Genomic DNA, 18668 nt, shown 5'->3' on the forward strand with positions numbered 1-18668 from the left:
ATCTTACCGCCGCAGTGATGAACCTGAAGTGCCTGGCGGCACTTCTCCTCGTGCTCCTGATGTGGCTCCTCCGAGGCCGACAACAAGCCAGCTGGAGCCAGTGTCAGCCACGATCTAATGCGGGTTTCTCAACAGCCCCACTGTCCCCTGTTTTCCGATACATCAGTTGACTTCAGAACCGGAAGCCGCATAATCGCGCGTGGCGAAGCCACGAAAGACACGAAACAGGAAACCACGGATGGACACTGATGAACACCGATTCTGACCGGGAAATCGGCCCGAGCATCCGTGTTTATCCGTGGCTAACACTTCCGTGGCCTCGTGGCCATTCATTTCGGAATCGGGGATGAAGAAACGGCAGAAGATAGCCGTCGCCAGGGACGGCCCGTATCTCGTGTCCGGCGGTCTGCCGCTGGGCAAGGAGGTAGCCAAGGTCGGCAAGGAAGGAGAGCCGGAGCAGTGGGTTAAAGGCAAGGAGTATCCGGTTCGGGAGGACTATTGGCTCTGCCGCTGCGGCAAATCCAAAGACAAGCCCTTCTGCGACGGTAAGCATGCCGACTCGGGCTTTGACGGAGCGGAGACGGCAAGCCGCAAGCCATACTCCGAGCAGGCCAGGAGGATAGAAGGTCCTGAGCTCGTGCTTGGTGATGCTGAGTCGCTATGTGCCTCGGCACGGTTCTGCCTACCCAAGGGCGGGACGTGGAGACTGACCCTGCGGTCTCGCGACCCCGAGAAGAGAAAGACCGCGGTACAGCAAGCCTGTGACTGCCCGTCCGGCAGGCTCGTGGCATACGACCGGAAGACGGGAAAGCCCGTCGAGCCCGAGTTCCCGCCCTCGCTCAGCCTGATTGAAGACCCGCAGGCGAAGTCGAGCGGGCCGATCTGGGTGAAGGGTCGTGTGGCTATTGTGTCTGCTGACGGCGAGGTCTACGAGAAGAGAAACCGTGTGACCCTCTGTCGTTGCGGCGGCTCGGAGAACAAACCGTTCTGCGACGGAACCCATGTCGATATCGGATTCAATGACGGCGACCCATCGCTGCGCAAGAGAAGCCGAACGCGAAAGACAACCAATGGTGCCAGGCAGTAGAAGCAAGGCGTTGACCTTTGCCATTGTCTGTCTGGTGCTATCCATTGCGGCGCGAGGAATCGCCGGTTCCCTTGATTCGGCCTTCGCCCTCGCCGGCAGCAACGCCGCACAATTGAAGTTGGCGCTGTCGCGTCTCCCAGCCGAGCAACGCCCGGCAGCAGAATTCCTGATTGAGAACATGCCGGCAGTTGACCTCGCCTGGATGCCGGAAACGACACTGGAGGAGGACGTTTCGCTTGCGTTCAAGGCCCGCAAGCTCCTGCCCTGGGGCAGCCGCATTTCCGATGACCTGTTCCTCCACTACGTGCTGCCGCACCGCGTGACCCAGGAACCCATCTCCAACTGGCGCCGCATGTTCTTCGACTCGCTCTACCCGCTCGTTCAGGCCTGCACGTCGATGACCGATGCCGCGATGCAGGTCAATCTATGGACCGGGCGCAAGGCGACCTACAAACCCAACGCGCCGCGCGACCAGGGACCGCTTGAGACCCTCCTGTCCGGCTGGGGCCGATGCGAGGAACTGGTCATTCTCTACGCCTGCGCGTGCCGAGCCATCGGCATCCCGGTGCGAGAAGCATACACGCCGTACTGGACTGCGGGCGACGGTAACCACGCCTGGTCTGAAATCTGGATTGACGGCCAGTGGTACCCGGCGCATGCGTTCGAGGCGGTTGACTCACACCACTTCCGGTTCAGGAAAGACACCATCCGCACCGCGTACGTTTTCGCGGTCAGCTACGGCGTTCCGGAGCACGCCGAAGGCATCTACCACCGCGAGCCGGGCTGCGCCATCATGAACGTGACACCTGACTACACGCCGGCCGGATTGTTGCGAGTCTACGCGACCCGCTCCGGTCAAGTCGCCGCCGGCGTCCCGGTGTGCGTCTCGGTCTTCAACAGCGGAGCGCTCAGGCCGGTGGCTCGCGACACGACCGGACCTGACGGCACGTGGTCAATCCCGACCGGCGTCGGGGAAGTCTACGTCACGGCCGGTGCGCGAACGGATTGGTGCGGATCAATCGCCCGAGTCTCGGCACACGAAACGACCGACGTCCGCTTCGACCTCGACCGGACGCGGCAACTGCCTGCTGACTTCTGGCTCTGGTACCCGATGCCTGGACGGTAAGTGACCAATGACCAAGCACCAATTCCCAGTCAAATCCCAATATCTGAATGACGAAGACCGCCCGGCTTGTCTACTTTCGTCATTTCCCCTTGAATGGTCATTGGGGCTTGGGGATTGGAGCTTCCGCTGTCGGGTTGGGGTGAAGGCCCTCCTCGTCCTTTTGTCTCTCGCTCTCTGCGCCGCCGCCCAGCCCTTCGCTTCCCCGCAGGACCCGGCGCTGTTGGCTCTGGCCCCGGACTCGCTGCGCGAAGCCTTCGGCGAGGCGTTGACCGACGCCGGGCAGAACTGGCGCGAACTGGCATCGGCAGTCGCGGCCGAACAACCCGGACGTCGCGCCGAGGTGGTCTGGCTCATCGATTCCATGCCTCACCTCGACCGGCTTGAGATGACCGCAGCAACGCTACTCGAGCACGTAGAGTACGCACACAAGAGCCTTGCTGCTTTCCAGTACCGCGCCTCCGACTCGCTATTCCGCGACTACATCCTGACCTACCGAATCTCAGACGAACCGGTCACGGCCTGGCGCAAGCTGCTCTTCGACCGCTTTGCGCCCCTGGTGCGGAAATCGAGAACCGCGGCGGACGCGGCACGGACCGTCAATGGCTGGCTTGCGCGCAACGTGCATACGGTCAAGCGCGGCTTCTTCGGGCCGATGAAGTCACCCGAACTCGTGTTTTCGTCCGGCTCCGGCACAACCGAAGAGATTGCAGTGCTGGCGGCGGCCATCCTCAAGTCGGTCGGCGTGCCGAGCCGCCGGGTCAAGGTCCCGTGGCTTGGAGCTGAGGACTACGACGCGAGCTGGCTCGAGGTCTACAGCGACGGAAAGTGGCTGCCCTACTACCCACTTGAACCGAAGGCATTCGGCGACTTCGGCTGGATGGAACGCGAGCACGACGACAACGTCACCATCGCGGTCGCGACGTCCGCATTCGACCAGCAACTCGTCACGTCAAGCTACACTGCCGGCGCGCAGGTCCGATTGCTGCTGACCGCATCCGGAGTGCCGCTGTCCAGGTTCGAGAACTTCGCCCTCAGCGTCTTCAACGCCGGCGCGTGGCGGCCCATGGACGAGCTGAATACCGTTACCGACACCCTGGGCAGGTTCGAGTGCTTCCTCGGCAATGGACACTATCAACTGGCCGCCGGACAGCGCGACCCACACGGCGACCCGTACGTGGTGACGCGGGAAATCGAGGTCGAACCGAACCGGCCGCTGGATATTGCGCTTGACTTGACCGCGCCGGTAACGCAGGTGCCGTCTTACGCTGGAACCCGGGACTTCACGGGCGTACTGCCCGACGTCAGCGGCGGCATCGCTTCGACGCTGCCACCCAGAGGCAGGCCGGGCATCGTGGTGAACTACGACCCGACCCGGCCCGGTTCGCTCGCTACGCTCAGAGCGGTCCAACAACTCTACGAGAAGTACGGCAAGCTGGGACTCTCGGTGCAGGGCATCGCGCACGGTGACTTGGACGCGGCCCGGGCCCTTGCCCGAAAGAGCATGGCCACCTTCACAATCGCGTGCGAGCCGGTTACCAAGGACGGCATTCTCGGCTCAGCCAAAGCCGACAACTACGACTCTGTCATCCTGTACGACAAGGATGGTGGCATCGTGTTCCGGAAAGCCCGACCTCGCCCTGATGATATCCTCGAGCTGAACCGCTCGGTCGCGATGCTGCTCAAGTAGACGGAGCGCCGGTGCAGCTTCATATAGCAACCCAAGAGGAAGGAGACAGCCATGAGTAGCCTTGCATCTCTTCTGGACAGGCTTCAGGAAAAGCAGTACTTCGGACAGACCATTCCGGCAAGGGAACTCGTCGTGGCAGTGCGGGGAATTGCCTCGCGCCAGGGCCTGCCCGGTTCCTACGCCGGGATGTTCGCTCCGACCAAACCTGACTTCCGTCGAGGAATGCGCGTCTTCACCGGCGAACCGGTGCGCTCTGGGGCCGCAACCGCCCACATACTCGGCGAGGAATGCTGCCGCTTGCTGCTGAAACTCAAGGTGAAGGACCCATCGGTTACGGCGGCCCTTGCCCGCGCCGAGGCAGGGATGCTGGAACGGTTGAGTTCGTGTGAGCGACTGCACTCGAAGCACATCGGCTTCTACTGCTGCGGCATCTGCACCGCATCCCTCTGGCGCCATCTTGCCGCCGGCGGGTTGGACAATCGAGTACCGCGGTTTAGAGACGGGCTACGCGTGCTGGCAGGTTACCGTTCCGACAGCGGCCGCTGGCGTCGGTTCCCTTTCTTCTACACCTTGCTGGCGCTCACCGAAATAGACGTGCCGGTAGCCGCGGTGGAGCTTCGCTGGGCCGCGCCTGCAGCCGAACGAAGTCTGAAAGGACTGCGCGGCGGAGACCGGTATGCGAAGCGACGCCGGGCCGTGATCGAGAAGGCCCTTGCGCTCGCCGGCTAAGAGATCCTCGAGGTCCGTCAGGCAGGTAGCTCAGCGCTCGACTATTTCAAGAGCCCTCTGAATCCCCCTTGTAATCTGAGGCCGGCAGGCGCGAAGCCTGCCGGCCTCAGAAAGAGGTCGTGAAGGTGAGTTGGTTACTCCAGCTTCACCAGCTTGCTTGTGAGTGTCTTGCCGTCGGCGGTCAGCCGCACGAAGTACGCTCCCTCAGCCACGGTCCGGCCGCGCGCATCGTCGCAATGCCAGACCACGTTGTAGTAGCCGGGCTTGCCGACGCCGGTAGCAAGTGTCTGAACCGGTCTGCCGCAGACATCGAAGATCTCAAGCCGCACCTGAGTGTTTCGCGGCAGGCCGTACACGATTGACGCCTGACCCGCGAACACGCTCGGCCCGGCGGTCTTCAGGACCACGGCCCGCGGGATGCCCGACGAGTTGCTCCCCGCGATGCCTGGAGGCGTGACAATGACCGAGTCGTGCACGGCGTCGTTGGTCGGGTACACGTCTCCCACGTGCGCCGTCGAGCATACCGTGCTGAACGTTCCCGCCGTTTTCAGAGTACAGGGCTTGAACGTGACCAGCGCCGACGTATCGTTCGTGCGGACTGTGTCTGCGTAGAACGTACCAATGGTGAAGATGACCGGGAAGCTGTCGGTAGTATTCCCGTAATTCACCAAGTGGGCGGTCGGCGTGACCACGGTGTCGAAGGGCACGGTTCCGACTGGCGCGGAGATGCTGTTCGCGCCGACGTCGCGGACCCGCCGGAAGATGTTCTTCGTCGCCAGGTCGTTAGCTGTAACCTGGTCGCCCGTCAGCATCGTACTGCACTTGGCCGCTATGAGGCCGCGTCTGGGCACAGTGTAGGTCTTGGCGCACGTGATTTGCAGTGTCTCGTGCGATGCGAGGCCGGTCACCGACTCCGTGTCCCCGTAGAGCGTGCCGATAAGCACCTTGACCGAGAACGACTGGGCGTTGAGACCGTAGTTGTAAACCTGCACCTTGACTGTGTCGACGGCGCCGGAATCGGTCGTGTCAGGCGGTGCAATGAAGCGCAGGGCGCCGACGTCGGCCGTACGAATGATCACATGCACCGAGTCCGAATGCCTGTCGTTGGTTGCGTTCGAGTCACCGGTCAGCGCCGTGGAACACCGGGTCATCAGCGTTCCGAGGGGGCTCGCCGTCCAGTTCTTGAAGGTCACGAGCGTCGATTCAAGCGACGGAAGGTTCGTGACCTGTTGGGTATCGGTATAGGTGGCACCGATCTTGAAGATAGCCTTGAACGTAATCGTGTCGGTTCCGAAGTTGCGCACTTCGGCCTGCGGGGCAATCACCGCCCCCGAGTCAACGATGCCGTTTGATGGGGGGGCGACGATCCTCAGCGCCCCGGCGTCCTTCGCCAGCGTAATCACGGTGAACGAGTCCGTTGCGAGGTTGTTGCCCGCAATCATGTCGTTAGCCAGCATCGACGTACATCTGGCCTGGAAACTGCCGAGCGAATCCGGGGTCCAACTGGGGAAGTTGACCGTTTGTGATGCGCCCGACGCGAGGCCCATGACGACGCTGCTCTCGGCAATGAACGGCCCGAGGTAGATCTTGGTGTAGAAGTTTGCGCTGCTGGTGCCGTGGTTGGTCACGCGCGCCTGGGGCGTCACCGCTACCCCGAAGTTGATTCTCCCCTTCGGCACCATGATCGAATCGACACTTACGTCCCGCACGCGGACGGTAAAGGCCCGGGTGGCGCGGTCGTTCGCCGTGCTCTCGTCCGCGGCCAGTTGGGTTGAGCACTTGGCCGTCTGAGCGCCGCGCTGGATTGCGATCCAAGTGTCAAACGTCACCGTGACCGAGTCGCCATGGGCAAGGGCAGTCACGGTCTTGGTGCTTGTGTAGAACGCACCGATGGTATACAGCACCGGGAATGTGGCCGTGCTGTCGCCAGGGTTGGTGATCACGGCACTCGGCACGACCACGGTGCCTGAGTCTACGTTGCCGGCCGGGACCGCGATTCTCTTGGTGGACACGTCCCACATCCACCCCATCGCCGGCCCCACGATGCAGACCACTGCGAATACAGTGACTGCCAGTTTGAGCAGTGCCGTCGGCCTGCCGCCGCACGCGCTGCCGTCACTACGATACGGACGCGCCATTTATCTGTCCTCCCGCAATTCCGCTCTCCTGCACTCCTTGAACAGGCCGACCCGCGGCTGACTCTTGTGGCGACAGCCCCAGCCAGCTCTTTCTGTACCGCGACGGCCACCATGCGTCGTCGGTCAGATGCCCAGCCAACCTGTCCCAGATTAGGATTCTAGACACGACCCGCTGCAAGTCCAGCTTGACCTGTGGGGGCAGATCAACAGGCGGGTCCTGTTCGCCGTGCTTCCGGTTTACGTTCGAGGAAGGCCAGCCGATTCCCGCGTCCGTATTTGGGGATCGGAGTTCGCGCTTATGACTGCGTGCCTTGTTCTAGCGCCCTTTGCCGGAATCAGCGATGTCCAGGAGCGCCTCCGGATAGGGTTGGAACAGCAACTGCTGCGCAAGGTATGGCTGGTTGAATCGAACGACCCACGAACCAAGGATGCCGACCGGAACCGACAACGGCACCTTGCCGGCCCGGTAGCGCTCGAGCGAGTCAAGGAAGAAGGCCTTTTCGTCAGCAGTCAGCCCGCCGCGGAAATAGCCTAGCGCGTGCATCAGTACATTGATGGCAGCAGTGTACTTGGGCGGGCCGGCAAATGCCCGGGGCAGCAAGGCCCCGTAGTCCTTGAACACGTCGGCCACCGACCTACGCTCCTCGTTGGCGCCGAGCTTGCCCAACTGCCGCATCACGACCTCGCTGTAGGTCATCAGCAGCAACTTGTGGCGGGCGTGAAAGTCGGTCAGCCGGGCCATGGTTGGCTCTGTCGCCAGTTCGCGGAAGCGCGCGAGCGTGTAGAGCATCGTAAGGAACCGCTCGCGGACAAGGAAGTTCCTGAGCCTGCCCTCGTCCTCGACCGCCGCGTCGCCGAACCGGCGCATTGCTGCCCGGCCGAAGAACCCCTGCCGCTGGGCGGCCGAAAGCAGGTTGCCGGTCTCGTTGTATATCTTCACGTCGCGGGTCCCGCAGGACGGCGAGCGCGCCTTGAGCAGGAAACCATCCACACCGACGACGCCCGAGATGAACTGGCTGCAGAACGCCTCCATCGACTCCGAGAAATCCTTGCCGGTTGATGGCTGGACCAGCCGCATCCGGTGCTCTACACGCACGACGCGAATCGGGTCGCGCGGCACTCCCAGCCCGATCTCCATCTCAGGGCAGACTGGTCTGAACTCGACGAACTCCCGCAGCCGGCGGACGAATGGGTCGTCGACTATCTCGCCATTGTACCGGCAGTGCTCAAACCCGAGGCACTTGCTCACGACGACCACCGGACGCCCCGCGCCCAGCGCTAGGGCCTCGGCCGAAATGGGGACTGTACCGCGCGTCCTCGCGCTCCGGGGGACTGTCCCCATTTCGCAAGCCTCACTTCGCAGGGGCCGGGACCTCGGCCACGACGTTCAGGCCCAGCGGCAGGCCGGTAGTATCAAGCTGCACTACTGCAATCTGGTACTCGGCGTCAAACCGCTCGCCGATGTCCTCGGTGCGCACCGTCCGACCTCCGACGTAAGGAGACAGTGAAACCACACGGCCCGGCCCCAAGTCCCGGTTCGTCTCCGAGTCGTGGATTTTGTACACGTCGCCGACCTTCAGTCGTCCCAGCCAGAACGACTCCACGAACATCCGCGCCTGCTGCCTGACTGCCCCCACGATGATATTCGAGTCCGCCCCGGCCGCGAGAGTCTGCCCCTGCATCAGGTTGAGCTTGTAGACGATGCCGTCGACCGGGGACTTGAGGGTAAGCTGGTCAAGCTGCGCCTGAGCCAGCGCGGCGTCGGCTTTGGCCGCGGCTGCGTTTGCCGAGTCCAGCCGGGCCGTGAGCAGGGCCTGCTGGTAGTCCTGCTCAGAGATGCCCTTGGCTGCGTACAAGCCCGCAGCCCGCGTGAAAGCCTGGCTGCTGATTGCGGAAGTATTCTCGGCGGCAACGGCCCGGGCCAGCGCGGCGCGAACCTGTGCCTCCTCGACCGAACTCTCCAGCACGACCAGTGTCTGACCGGCCCGAACTGTGTCTCCCTCGCGGACGGCGATGCGAGCGACGCTGCGAGGGACCTGCGCGGCAACATAGACCGGCCCGCCCAGCGGTTCGACAGTGCCGTAGATACGTGCCGGCGAGGATACCAATTTCGGCGGAACCGGCGCGGACTTGTGCGGCGCCGAGCGCAGCACCGCGAACACCACGAAGAAGATGACCACCACTGCCGCAATCCAGAACAAAGAACTCCGTATTCGTCTTGCCATATCAGATGCCTCCTGCGGAAGCGGTCCGCGTGTCGTACACTATGGCGCCGTCTTCCATCTTTATCAGTCGGTCGGCATAGGGAAATACTCTCGGGTCGTGGGTGACGAGAACGACGGCGCGATGCGGGTCGCGGGAAAGACGTTTGAGCGTGTCCAGGACGAGGCGGCTGCTCTCAACGTCCAGCGCCGAGGTCGGCTCGTCGCACAGCATCAGCACCGGATCGCCCATCAAGGCGCGGGCGATGCCCACGCGTTGCTGCTGCCCGCCGGAAAGCTGCTGGGGCCGGGAGTCGACATACTCCTTCATCCCGAGCTTGTCGAGCAACTCAAGGGCCCGCTGTCTCGTCTCGGGCCTGATTCGGCCGCCCTGGATCGCCGTAGCCACCAGGACGTTGTCAATGGCCGAAAGTGCAGGTACCAAAGCTGCCTGCTGGAACACGAACCCATACTTCTTCATTCGCAGGGTAGCGAGATCATCCTCACTCAACTCCCCCACTTCGTTCCCGGCCACCACTATCCTCCCGGCCGAAGGCCTGAGGACCAGCCCCATGATGGTAAGCAGCGTGGTCTTGCCGGAACCTGACGGTCCGGCCAGCGCGGTCAGCTCACCGGGGAAGATGTCGAGTCTGGTTTCCTTGAGAACGCGCCGGACTATGCGGCCATCGGAGAAGTCCCGTGCGACTCCGTCAAGCTGCAGTACCGGCTCAAGCATCTTTACCTGAACGCCGATGCCGGCTCGATCTTCAGCGCTCGGCGCAGGGCCAGCGCGGACCCGCCGAAGCATAACAGGAACGTAAGCAGCGCATGGGCCGGCGGCAGCCATAGCGGCAGGTTCGCCGGGAGGCGTGAGCCCTTCACTCCGAACAGGAAGCCCGCGAGCAGGAAGAAGCCGATGAGCAGCCCCACAAACCCGATGGTCAGGGCCTGGTAGATGATTATTACGAAGACATCGCGACGCCGCGCCCCGAGCGCGCGCAGGACTGCGAAGTCCCGCTGCCGATTCAGCACGTTCGTGTACATCGTCAACGTGATGATGACGACGCCGACAAGCAGGCCCACGAGCGTCGAGAGTCCGAAGCTCGAACCGATACCGGTGCTCGTGAGGTTGTAAATGATGGTATTGCGCGACAGCTCCTGCGAAGTCAGGGCCGAGGCCTTGGGCAACAGCGCCTCGATATCGGCCAGAGCCTGCTTGACGTTCGTCCCGGGCTTGAGCCTGACCAGGATGTCATTGCACCGGTCGGCCGCAAGACCCGTCACTTCGCGGGCCTTGGTCGCGTTGGTGAAGAGCAGAGGAGCTCCGAACGACCGCGTGCCCTCGGTGTAGCCGGCCACCCGGACACGTACTCCATTCACCTCAACGATCTTCCCGATCTCAGGATTACCAACATCCTGCAGGTCAAACTTGTCCACCGTTGCACCATCGTTCTCAAGCAGCACGTCGTTGCTGCCGGCCGTGAAGCGCCACGGCCCACCGTGGAGCTCCGGCCGGGTGACGCCGACAATCTGCACGGGCTCGAACGTCCCATTCGGCAACCGAAGCTGCGCAGCGGAGTAAATCGCGGGTTCGGCCCAGTCGATTTCCTGCAATCCGGCCAGCCGGTCCACGTACCGGCTTGGCAGGCTGCTGACTGAGGCGGTATTCTCCACGTTCTTGGACACGACCCAGATATCGGCCCCGCTGTTGTCAACCACCGCCGACATCAAGGTGAACAGCCCGAACATTATCGCCAACTGCTGGCCGACGAGAAACACAATTGCCACCACGCCGAGTATGGCTCCGGCGGTCGTTGACCGCTCGTGCAAGAGCATCCGGACCGCTGCGTACCTACGCATTCGGCTCGGCCAAAGCCGCCCCCATCGACGCCGCCTCGGCGAAGTGAGCGGCCACACGTAACCTCGGCCCGGCCAGCACCTCAGCCGCCGCAACCGCGGCCGCCCCGCCCAGAACTACTCCCAGTCCGGGGAGCGTCTTCTGCGCCTCATTGACCAACCCGCGCGCCGCCGGCAGATTGGCAACCAGCGTTGCCGAGAAGAATGCGACCTGCGGACGGAAATCGGCCAGCGCCTTCAACATGTCCTCCAGCGGGGTTGACCGGCCGACACTGAAGACCTCCCAGCCCTTGAGCCGCAGATACTCGCCGACAATCTCCACGCCCATTTCGTGCTCTTCTCCCGGCACGCACGAAGCCAGCGCCTTCAGGCCCACGGGCTTCGCGGGCTCAATGCTGTCGAACAGTCGGTACAACATGTAGCGGCAGATCTCGGTCGCGGCGTGCTCCTCGGCCACTGAGACAATGCCCGTCTCCCACAGGAAACCAAGTTGCCTCATCGCGGGGAGCACAACATCGTCCACGACCTGTTCCAAAGTGCGGCCGGCCCGGGCCAGCGCGAGTACGCTCTCGGCCGCCTCGCGACGCCGGCGCGCGCGCAACCGGTCGAGCAGCCCCTTCGCCTCGGCCGATAGGGTCGGCTCGGGCCGCTTACCCTCGATCAGCAGGCCGAGACTGCCGCGCAGGCTGTCAAGAGGCGCCGTCAATTCGCGCGCGTATGACAGTCGGATGTTACTCATTACGGCGGCGCTCCACGCTTCGAGCATCCGGCCGAAATAGCCCGGCGCGAATCCATGCCGGGTCAGCATCGATACGAACCAGCGCGACTCGTCGGTCAGGCGGTCAAATATGCCGAACTCGTAGACCGCGGCCAGCAGCCGGCCGAACTCGTGATTGACGTGACGGGACAGCCCGAGTTGGTCGCAGTCGATGCCGGCGCAGTGGAACTCCGCATCGAGCGCCAGGTGCTCGTCCACGGCCACGAGCAACTCGTCCATCTTCGCTCGGAACTCGGTTGTAGCTTCGCTAGAAACCCGGTTTGCCATCTGTGGCTGGATTCTACTCAATCAGCCATGCTGGTTCAAATCAAGCGCGGCCGACCAGCCGGGCCAGGGCTTCGGGCCGGTAGGGCCCGCCGTGGGAACTCAGGATAACTGAAGGCTTGAGGTCAAGGACTTTCCTGATGCTCGCGAGCGAGTCCTCGCGGCTCGCAGACCAGAAGGCAATTGCCGGCGGGCCGAAGGCCATGAACCGTGGCAGCACGAGATCAGCGACTACGGCCTCGCCTGATTCCATGATGGCTGACACCGAGCCGCGGCTGTGCCCGGGCGTCCAGATGACCTTGCCGGCAACTCCAAACTGCCGCAGGTCGAACTCATCCTCAATCAGCACATCCGGTTCCACCCCCGTATCGGCGCGCAGCGACTCGGCGTCGAGTCTATGCACCGCGACCGGTGCAGCGATGGTCTTCTTCAATTCAACCAGACTGCCGTAGTGGTCTCTGCGGGCGTGCGTGATGAGAACGAGACCGACACCTTCCGGCTTAATGCCCTGACCTTCGAGCCCGGCCAGTATCCGTGCTGCCTTTCCGGTTGTGCCCGTATCAACCAACACGGGCCGGTCTCCCTGAAGGACAAACGCCTTGACCATACCGAGAGCGACGGGAATAACGCCATTCATGCCCACAATCCTACCGACCCGAGACTACCAAGGTCAAGGTTCACCGCTTGACTAGTTCCTCCCGGTCGGCTAGAGTTTCGGCACGCGCCCGTAGCTCAGATGGATAGAGCGGCAGACTCCGGATCTGCAGGCCACGCGTTCAATTCGCGTCGGGCGCTTTCCCCAGTGACGATTGACGAGTGTCGATTGCCGAATGCCCGGCCATTCGTCATTCTGACTTCGGCATTAGTCATTCTCCCGAAGGGAGCACATGGATTTCTACGATGCCGTCCGGAAACGCCTGAGCGTCCGCTCCTACAAACCCGACCCGGTTCCCGAAGATGTCCTGAACCGTATCCTCGAAGCCGGCCGGCTCGCGCCATCGGCCCATAACTTCCAGCCCTGGAAGTTCATCATCGTCAAAGACCCGGCCATCCGCCAGGCGCTCGTCGCGGCTTGTAGAGGCCAGGGCTCAGTCGGCCAGGCGCCGGTCGTCATCTGCGGCTGTTGCGTGGAAGACCAAGCCTGGAAGGGAATTGGCGGCTACTGGTCGGCTGAGGCGGTCGACATCACCATCGCGATTGAGCACATGATGCTCGCCGCCACGGCGGAAGGACTGGGCACGTGCTGGATTGGCGCGTTCCTCGAAGCCGAGGTCAAGAAGGTGCTGGCGATTCCCGACGGAGTCAAGCCGATTGCGCTCACCCCGCTCGGCTATCCGGCCCGCGAGCACAAGCCCCAGCCACGCAAACCACTCTCCGAAATCACCTGCACAGACCAGTGGCGCTAGGAGACAAGTCCAGTCGTGCTCGAATCCATACGCGCCATCTGGAAACCGGCGATGTACCACGGCTTCGGGAAGCGCCGCCGATTCTTCGAGGGCTGGTACTTCAAGTGCGTCTCGCCGGCAGGTGACGCGGTCTACGCAGTCATTCCCGGCGTATCGCTCGACGCCAACGGTCAGCAGCACGCCTTCATCCAAATCCTGGACGGGCTGAAGCGCACCAGCACCTACCATCGCTACGACATAGACGAGTTCAGTTCGGCCCGCGACCGCTTCGACATCCGTATCGGCGCAAACCGTTTCTCACTCGACCATATCAGCCTCGACGTCGCGGCCGATGTCCCGGTCCGAGGCGAACTGCGCTTCAGCGATGTGCATCCCTGGCCGGTACGAGCGTTCTCACCCGGCATCATGGGCTGGTACGCCCTGGTCCCGGCGATGGAATGTTATCACGGGGTGCTGAGTTTCAACCACCGACTCGACGGCACGCTGTCCGTCGCGGGACGCGACATCGACTTCACCGACGGCAAAGGGTACATCGAAAAAGACTGGGGACGCTCATTCCCCAAGGCATGGGTCTGGACCCAGACCAACCACTTCAATGAGCCTGACGCCTGCCTTACCGCATCGGTCGCCCGTATTCCCTGGCTGGGCAGTTCCTTCACCGGCCACATCATCGGCCTGTGGCTGCGCGGACGGCTCTACCGCTTCGCGACCTACACCGGCGCCAAGGTAAGCCGGCTCGAGGTCTCACAGGACGAGGTGACGCTCACGGTCGAAGACCGCAGACACGCTCTTGAAATCCGCTGCCGGCGGCAGGAGGGCGCATTCCTGGCCGCCCCGCGTGAAGGCGAGATGACAGGCCGGATTGTCGAGGCGATGACTGCAACTGTGGACGTCTGTCTATCCGCGAAGATCAGAGGCGGTCTGACGCGCGTATTCACCGACGCCGGCCATCTCGCCAGTCTTGAGGTCGCCGGCGACATCGACCTATTGCTCTCCGGACCCCCAAAGAAACCTCACTGAGTCCCCTGTAACGCTACTTCTAGCTTCTAGCTTCTGACGTGGCGTTCTTGGTGCTCTTGGCGGTTCGTCTTGCCTCATCCGCAATTCTGAATTCTGATATCTGGTTTCTGACTTCTGATTTGTCCGTCCAGCCGTCTTGGCCTTTGGCTCTTGCCTTTTGGCTTTTGCCTTCTATCCGCTCCTACTTCTAGCTTCTCGCCTCTAGCTTCTAGCTTCTGACTTCGCCTGGGTCTTGAGACTCGACCTCCCTCTCCATTATCACCGCATCCTCTCCATTCTCATAGTATCCCTTGCGCATGTAGGTCGGCACGAACCCGCGTGCGGCGTAGAACTGCCGGGCGATGGTGTTTGACACGCGTACCTCAAGATAAAGTGACTTCGCCCGGCTCCGCCTCGCGAACGCGACGACTTCATCAAGCAACTTGCCGCCGATGCCCTTACCTCGCTCGGATTCGCTGACCGCGAGATTGGCGAGATGCGCTTCCTCTGTTCCCCAGGCGACGGTGTAACCCAGGATGATGCCATCCTCCTCGGCCACCACGGCGAGGCCCTGTGAACGATTGATGTCGGAGAGAAAGAACGACCGCCGCCACGGATTCGCGAAGATGGCCTTCTCCAGCTCCATCACCTGGTCGAGGTCAGCCTCGCTCATGGGTCTGATGGTCATCGTGAGATAATGCCGCAGTTGCGGCCGGTGTCAATCCGGAACTAGCGCGCGAGCACGAGCTTGTGGACAGCTTGAGCTTGCGCCTGGCTCTCGCGCACAAAGTACACGCCCGGTGCGAGTGTGCTCACGTCGTTGGCGCCCGTATGCAGGTCCCGGACCTTCCGCCCCGCCGCGTTCAGCAGGCTTGCGGCTTGAGGCTTGTGGCTTTGGGCCACCGGAAGGAAGAGAATGCCGCGCACGACCGTGGCCCGCGGCGTCGAATAGCAGACTCCCGGCCGCATGCGTTCCGCTACTCCGGGATTCATGCTGTCCGTGTATATCATCACATTGGAACCATCGTTGTTGGCAACCAGGGTTTGACCGTTGTTTTCAGTCCACACCAGCGAGGTCGGTGTGTAGTACGCGGGCAACGTCGCGACCACGGTGTTCGTTGAATCGATAACACTCACGTTGTCGCTCCCTGAGTTGGCAACGTACAGCTTGGCATTGAACTTGTCGTAGCTCACCGCCTGCGGGCTCGTGCCGACCGCCACGGTGGCAACCACCTGGCCCGATGCCACGTCGATGACGGTGACAGTGCTATCTGCGCCATTCGCACAGAACACACGGTCGGTATTGGCACGCCAACCTTGGCCGTAGACTAACGCGGTGGGCGTGTTTCCGACTGCGACCGTCCCGAGCACGCTGTCGCCGTCAACGCCTATCACGCTGAGACTGTTGCTGCCGCTGTTCGCGCACCAGACAGTAGAACTCCCATTCGAGCAAAGGGCCCAGGGCCTGGAACCGACGGCAATAGTCTTGGTGACCTGCAGGCTTGGGACGTCAATCACGCTGACCGTGTTGCTGCTCGTGTTCGCGCAGTAGGCCTTGAGCGCGGCATGGCATATCGCGCTCGGCCCCGTGCCCACCGGCAGAGTTGCAATCACAACGTCGGTGCTGCAGTCTATCACTGACAGACTGTTGTCCTGGAAGTTCGCGCACAGGGCGCGGAAACGGCCCGGATAGTGTGAAAGCGAAGGGGCAAGGTGAATTGCCTTCGGCCTCCGCCCGACCGCGACGGTTGCCACCACACCGGCGCTCATGGCATCTATGACCGACACGGTGTTACCGTACTGGTTCGCCACATAGGCCTTTTCGAGGTCGCTGCCGCACGTCGCGACGGCCCACGGGCGCACGCCCACCGGGACGTTGGCGACGATGCGTTTGAAGTCCGCGTCAATCACGGTCACGGTGTTGCTCCACTGGTTCGTGCAGAAGGCGCGGCCCGACCAGGCGTCGTATGCCAGTTGGCCGGGCCAGCAACCGACCACGGTCGTGTCGAGAACAGCCATCGACGCCGCGTCAATTACGGTTACGCTGCAACCGCGCCAGTTCCCCACATACACGCGGTTCGAAACCGGATTCCATGCAATCGACCACGGGTAATCGCCTGCGGGAACCGTGCCCATCACCGCGTCGGTCGCGCAGTCGATAACACTGACGCTGTTGCCGTACTGGTTGGCGCAGAACACGCGGTCGTTCAGCGAGTCCCAGCATATGGCAATTGGACGGCTGCCGACCGCCAGGGAAATGACGACACTGTCGCTCGCCCCGTCAATCACCGTGACCTGGTTGGACGTCACGTCAATGCAGTAGACCTTGTTGTCCTTCTGGTCGTAGACGAGCGAAAGAGGCATGCCGGGAACCGACAACGTAGCCCTCACCGCGTTGGTCGAGCAGGCGATGACCGACACGGTATTGTCAACCGCATTACCGCAGTAGACTTTGCCATTCGTCTGGTTGTAGCAGAGCGCCTCGGGGTTGCCGCCGACGTTCACGGTCGCGGCCACGGTGTTGGTCGAACAGTCTACCACGCTTACGCTGCTGACCACGTCGTTCGCACAATACACCCGATTGTCATGTGGGTCATAGATGACGAAGCCGGACCCGCCGCCCACCGGAATCTTGGTGATGACGCCGTCGTTGACCCCGTCAACCGCGACGACATTGGCGTCCGCGTAGTTCGCCGCGTACACCCTATTGTCGTGGGAGTCGAAGCACACCGACTGATAGGCCCAGCCGACGTTCACGTTCGCCACGACCTGGTTGGTCGCGCCGCCAATCACGGTCATGTTATCGTCATAGTAGTTGACGCTGTATATCTTGTTGCTCGTGGGATTGTAGGTCATGCCAAGGGCAAAGTAGCCAGTCGGAATCCTGGCGAGCTTCTGGCTGGTCGCGCCGTCAATGGCGATTGTCACCTCGCCTTCCTGCCCGCCGACGTAGACCCGGTTGTTCGTAGTGTTGACGGCCAGACAGCGCAGGCTCTGCAACCCGCCGAGCGAGTCGGGCAACACCAGCGTCGTGTCGAGCCGCTGGCCGAGGGCACAAGCACACAGCATCCAGGAAACGGCAAGCAGCGTAAAGATCCTCACGCGAAGATAATGCCGCGCCCGCGGCCCGTGTCAAACCTGTGCTCGGCACGTAGACCATCCGCAGATTACACAGCGCGGCCTCGGAGGCCGCAACCAAACCCGGAGTAACCGCAGATGTCGCAGATGACGCAGATAGCTCGGAGAGGACATCCACAGATTTCGCAGATTACGCAGATTCAGGAACCGGATAGTTCAGAATTCAGAAACCAGAGACCAGAATTCAGAATTGGCCAGACGAGGAACCAAGAACCAAAAACCAGGAACTGTCGCGAACCGCAGATGACGCAGGTTGCTTTGCCGTGCTGGAGCAAGGCTCAGGCTCTTCACGGCCGGCCAGAGAAGCGAACTGCACGGATGATTACCGTATGGCTCGCCTATGGCTCTTCGGAAGGCTCCGGGCAAAGTCAGTCAGAAACCTTGTCAAATGGCTTGTTCAGGGACTCACTCGAGAACCACGGTCAAGACTCCGTACATCGCTACCTTAGTCGCTTGAGCCAAAGCACGGCACAACGTTGCTGGCATCTCTCATATCATAGACCCAGACTTCGCTTCCTGAATCAACCCGGTTGACTCTGGTCAGCATCAAACCGCATTACTAGCAGCGGTCAGCATCCTCCGGAGCATATGCCTAACCGTTCGATAGACCGCCAGACACACCTACCGGAAGTCAGTCTGCAGGACCAACTTGCAGTAGGACTACTGGGTCGACCATTACACCAACCGACAGTCCGATCATAGGACATGCCAGCAGTACAACCGATGATTCAACCGACAGTAGGTCTATCAGTCGAACCTGCATAGGGTCTACTAGTCCAACTGCTGGTTCGATATTTGGATGTACTGCTACACCAATCCATAGACCGTCTACCGGACGGTCTGGTAGACGGTCTAGTAGACGGTCTAGTAGAAGCAGAGTCTTGGCGCTGCGCTGGCCGAGGCTATGTTGCTAAACTACGTACTTATGGCATTTAGATTGCTTGCGCGGTCGCTGTGAGTGGCTCAGCAGTTATTCCGGTCTTGTTGCTATCAATTGCGTTCATGGCTGCTCGAATTATGGTCATCCCGGCACACAGCCGCTCAGGCGGCATTCGCCATTCAGTGTAGGTCAGGAACCCGCGCCACGATGCCGCCGCCCGGCCCGCCAATGAGACCCAGGTCAAAGAGACCATCAACGCATGCGGGGTCTCAACGCAGCGCCTTCCGACCCCAGCGTCTGACTCCTGCAAACTGCCAACTGGAAACTGGCAACTCGCGCCGTAGGCGCGTCAGGTCCTGGCCAGGACCCATGAGGACG

At 62.1% G+C, this 18668-nt stretch carries 15 protein-coding genes and 1 tRNA gene; 7 read left to right on the plus strand and 9 right to left on the minus strand.

Annotation, left to right across the window (positions count from 1 at the left end; translation table 11 throughout):
* Positions 1 to 346: 346 nt before the first annotated feature.
* The 4 genes from VMH22_05735 (at position 347) to VMH22_05750 (ending at position 4629) form a co-directional block, all read left to right on the plus strand.
* Positions 347 to 1087 (plus strand): CDGSH iron-sulfur domain-containing protein, encoded by a 741-nt coding sequence (locus tag VMH22_05735; protein ID HTW91193.1) that lies wholly within the window; start codon positions 347 to 349, stop codon positions 1085 to 1087.
* A 34-nt stretch (positions 1088 to 1121) separates the two neighbouring features.
* Positions 1122 to 2213 (plus strand): transglutaminase-like domain-containing protein, encoded by a 1092-nt coding sequence (locus VMH22_05740; GenBank protein ID HTW91194.1) that lies wholly within the window; start codon positions 1122 to 1124, stop codon positions 2211 to 2213.
* A gap of 139 nt (positions 2214 to 2352) precedes the next feature.
* Positions 2353 to 3900, plus strand: coding sequence for a transglutaminase domain-containing protein (locus VMH22_05745; GenBank protein HTW91195.1), 1548 nt, complete (start codon positions 2353 to 2355; stop codon positions 3898 to 3900).
* Positions 3901 to 3951: 51 nt separating this feature from the next.
* Entirely contained in the window at positions 3952 to 4629 is a 678-nt protein-coding gene (locus VMH22_05750; protein ID HTW91196.1) for a hypothetical protein, read from the plus strand.
* 134 nt (positions 4630 to 4763) lie between these two features.
* Here VMH22_05750 and VMH22_05755 read toward each other — a convergent pair whose 3' ends face one another.
* The 7 genes from VMH22_05755 to VMH22_05785 form a co-directional block, all read right to left on the minus strand.
* Positions 4764 to 6767 (minus strand): FlgD immunoglobulin-like domain containing protein, encoded by a 2004-nt coding sequence (locus VMH22_05755; protein ID HTW91197.1) that lies wholly within the window; start codon positions 6765 to 6767, stop codon positions 4764 to 4766.
* 316 nt (positions 6768 to 7083) lie between these two features.
* Positions 7084 to 8109, minus strand: a complete 1026-nt coding sequence (locus tag VMH22_05760) for a DUF523 and DUF1722 domain-containing protein (GenBank protein ID HTW91198.1) — start codon at positions 8107 to 8109, stop codon at positions 7084 to 7086.
* 10 nt (positions 8110 to 8119) lie between these two features.
* Positions 8120 to 8992 carry an efflux RND transporter periplasmic adaptor subunit gene (locus VMH22_05765; GenBank protein ID HTW91199.1) on the minus strand — a complete coding sequence of 291 codons (873 nt, stop codon included), beginning with the start codon at positions 8990 to 8992 and terminating at the stop codon, positions 8120 to 8122.
* Position 8993: 1 nt separating this feature from the next.
* Complete coding sequence (locus VMH22_05770) at positions 8994 to 9704, minus strand: ABC transporter ATP-binding protein (protein HTW91200.1); 711 nt, start codon at positions 9702 to 9704, stop codon at positions 8994 to 8996.
* 2 nt (positions 9705 to 9706) lie between these two features.
* Complete coding sequence (locus VMH22_05775; protein HTW91201.1) at positions 9707 to 10828, minus strand: ABC transporter permease; 1122 nt, start codon at positions 10826 to 10828, stop codon at positions 9707 to 9709.
* The gene (locus VMH22_05780) at positions 10821 to 11891 is read right to left on the minus strand and encodes a cobalamin-dependent protein (protein HTW91202.1); all 1071 of its coding nucleotides are present in this window, start codon (positions 11889 to 11891) and stop codon (positions 10821 to 10823) included. The genes VMH22_05775 and VMH22_05780 overlap by 8 nt, the downstream gene beginning before the upstream one ends.
* A 19-nt stretch (positions 11892 to 11910) precedes the next feature.
* Complete coding sequence (locus tag VMH22_05785; GenBank protein HTW91203.1) at positions 11911 to 12504, minus strand: MBL fold metallo-hydrolase; 594 nt, start codon at positions 12502 to 12504, stop codon at positions 11911 to 11913.
* An 84-nt stretch (positions 12505 to 12588) separates the two neighbouring features.
* Between VMH22_05785 and VMH22_05790 the strand changes: the two genes are divergently transcribed.
* The 3 genes from VMH22_05790 to VMH22_05800 all read left to right on the plus strand — a co-directional run bounded on the left by VMH22_05790 (position 12589) and on the right by VMH22_05800 (position 14293).
* A tRNA-Arg gene (locus VMH22_05790) sits at positions 12589 to 12662 on the plus strand.
* Positions 12663 to 12754: 92 nt separating this feature from the next.
* Positions 12755 to 13273, plus strand: a complete 519-nt coding sequence (locus tag VMH22_05795) for a nitroreductase family protein (GenBank protein HTW91204.1) — start codon at positions 12755 to 12757, stop codon at positions 13271 to 13273.
* 15 nt (positions 13274 to 13288) lie between these two features.
* Positions 13289 to 14293, plus strand: a complete 1005-nt coding sequence (locus tag VMH22_05800; GenBank protein ID HTW91205.1) for a tocopherol cyclase family protein — start codon at positions 13289 to 13291, stop codon at positions 14291 to 14293.
* Between the two features lie 208 nt (positions 14294 to 14501).
* Here the strand turns inward: VMH22_05800 and rimI are convergent, their stop codons facing one another.
* Both rimI and VMH22_05810 read right to left on the minus strand, forming a co-directional pair.
* Positions 14502 to 14960 carry a ribosomal protein S18-alanine N-acetyltransferase gene (gene rimI / locus VMH22_05805; protein HTW91206.1) on the minus strand — a complete coding sequence of 153 codons (459 nt, stop codon included), beginning with the start codon at positions 14958 to 14960 and terminating at the stop codon, positions 14502 to 14504.
* Positions 14961 to 15001: 41 nt separating this feature from the next.
* Positions 15002 to 17374, minus strand: coding sequence for a hypothetical protein (locus tag VMH22_05810; protein HTW91207.1), 2373 nt, complete (start codon positions 17372 to 17374; stop codon positions 15002 to 15004).
* Between the last annotated feature and the right edge of the window lie 1294 nt (positions 17375 to 18668).

It is taken from the genome of bacterium (assembly GCA_035505375.1).
Lineage (GTDB): Bacteria > Hydrothermota > Tepidihabitantia > Tepidihabitantales > Tepidihabitantaceae > UBA2258.

Coding starts and splice junctions, on each gene's coding strand:
- VMH22_05735 (HTW91193.1), top strand. CDS start 347: ATGAAGAAACGGCAGAAGATAGCCGTCGCCAGGGACGGCCCGTATCTC.
- VMH22_05750 (HTW91196.1), top strand. CDS start 3,952: ATGAGTAGCCTTGCATCTCTTCTGGACAGGCTTCAGGAAAAGCAGTAC.
- VMH22_05755 (HTW91197.1), bottom strand. CDS start 6,767: ATGGCGCGTCCGTATCGTAGTGACGGCAGCGCGTGCGGCGGCAGGCCG.
- VMH22_05760 (HTW91198.1), bottom strand. CDS start 8,109: ATGGGGACAGTCCCCCGGAGCGCGAGGACGCGCGGTACAGTCCCCATT.
- VMH22_05765 (HTW91199.1), bottom strand. CDS start 8,992: ATGGCAAGACGAATACGGAGTTCTTTGTTCTGGATTGCGGCAGTGGTG.
- VMH22_05770 (HTW91200.1), bottom strand. CDS start 9,704: ATGCTTGAGCCGGTACTGCAGCTTGACGGAGTCGCACGGGACTTCTCC.
- VMH22_05775 (HTW91201.1), bottom strand. CDS start 10,828: ATGCGTAGGTACGCAGCGGTCCGGATGCTCTTGCACGAGCGGTCAACG.
- VMH22_05785 (HTW91203.1), bottom strand. CDS start 12,504: ATGAATGGCGTTATTCCCGTCGCTCTCGGTATGGTCAAGGCGTTTGTC.
- VMH22_05795 (HTW91204.1), top strand. CDS start 12,755: ATGGATTTCTACGATGCCGTCCGGAAACGCCTGAGCGTCCGCTCCTAC.
- rimI (HTW91206.1), bottom strand. CDS start 14,960: ATGACCATCAGACCCATGAGCGAGGCTGACCTCGACCAGGTGATGGAG.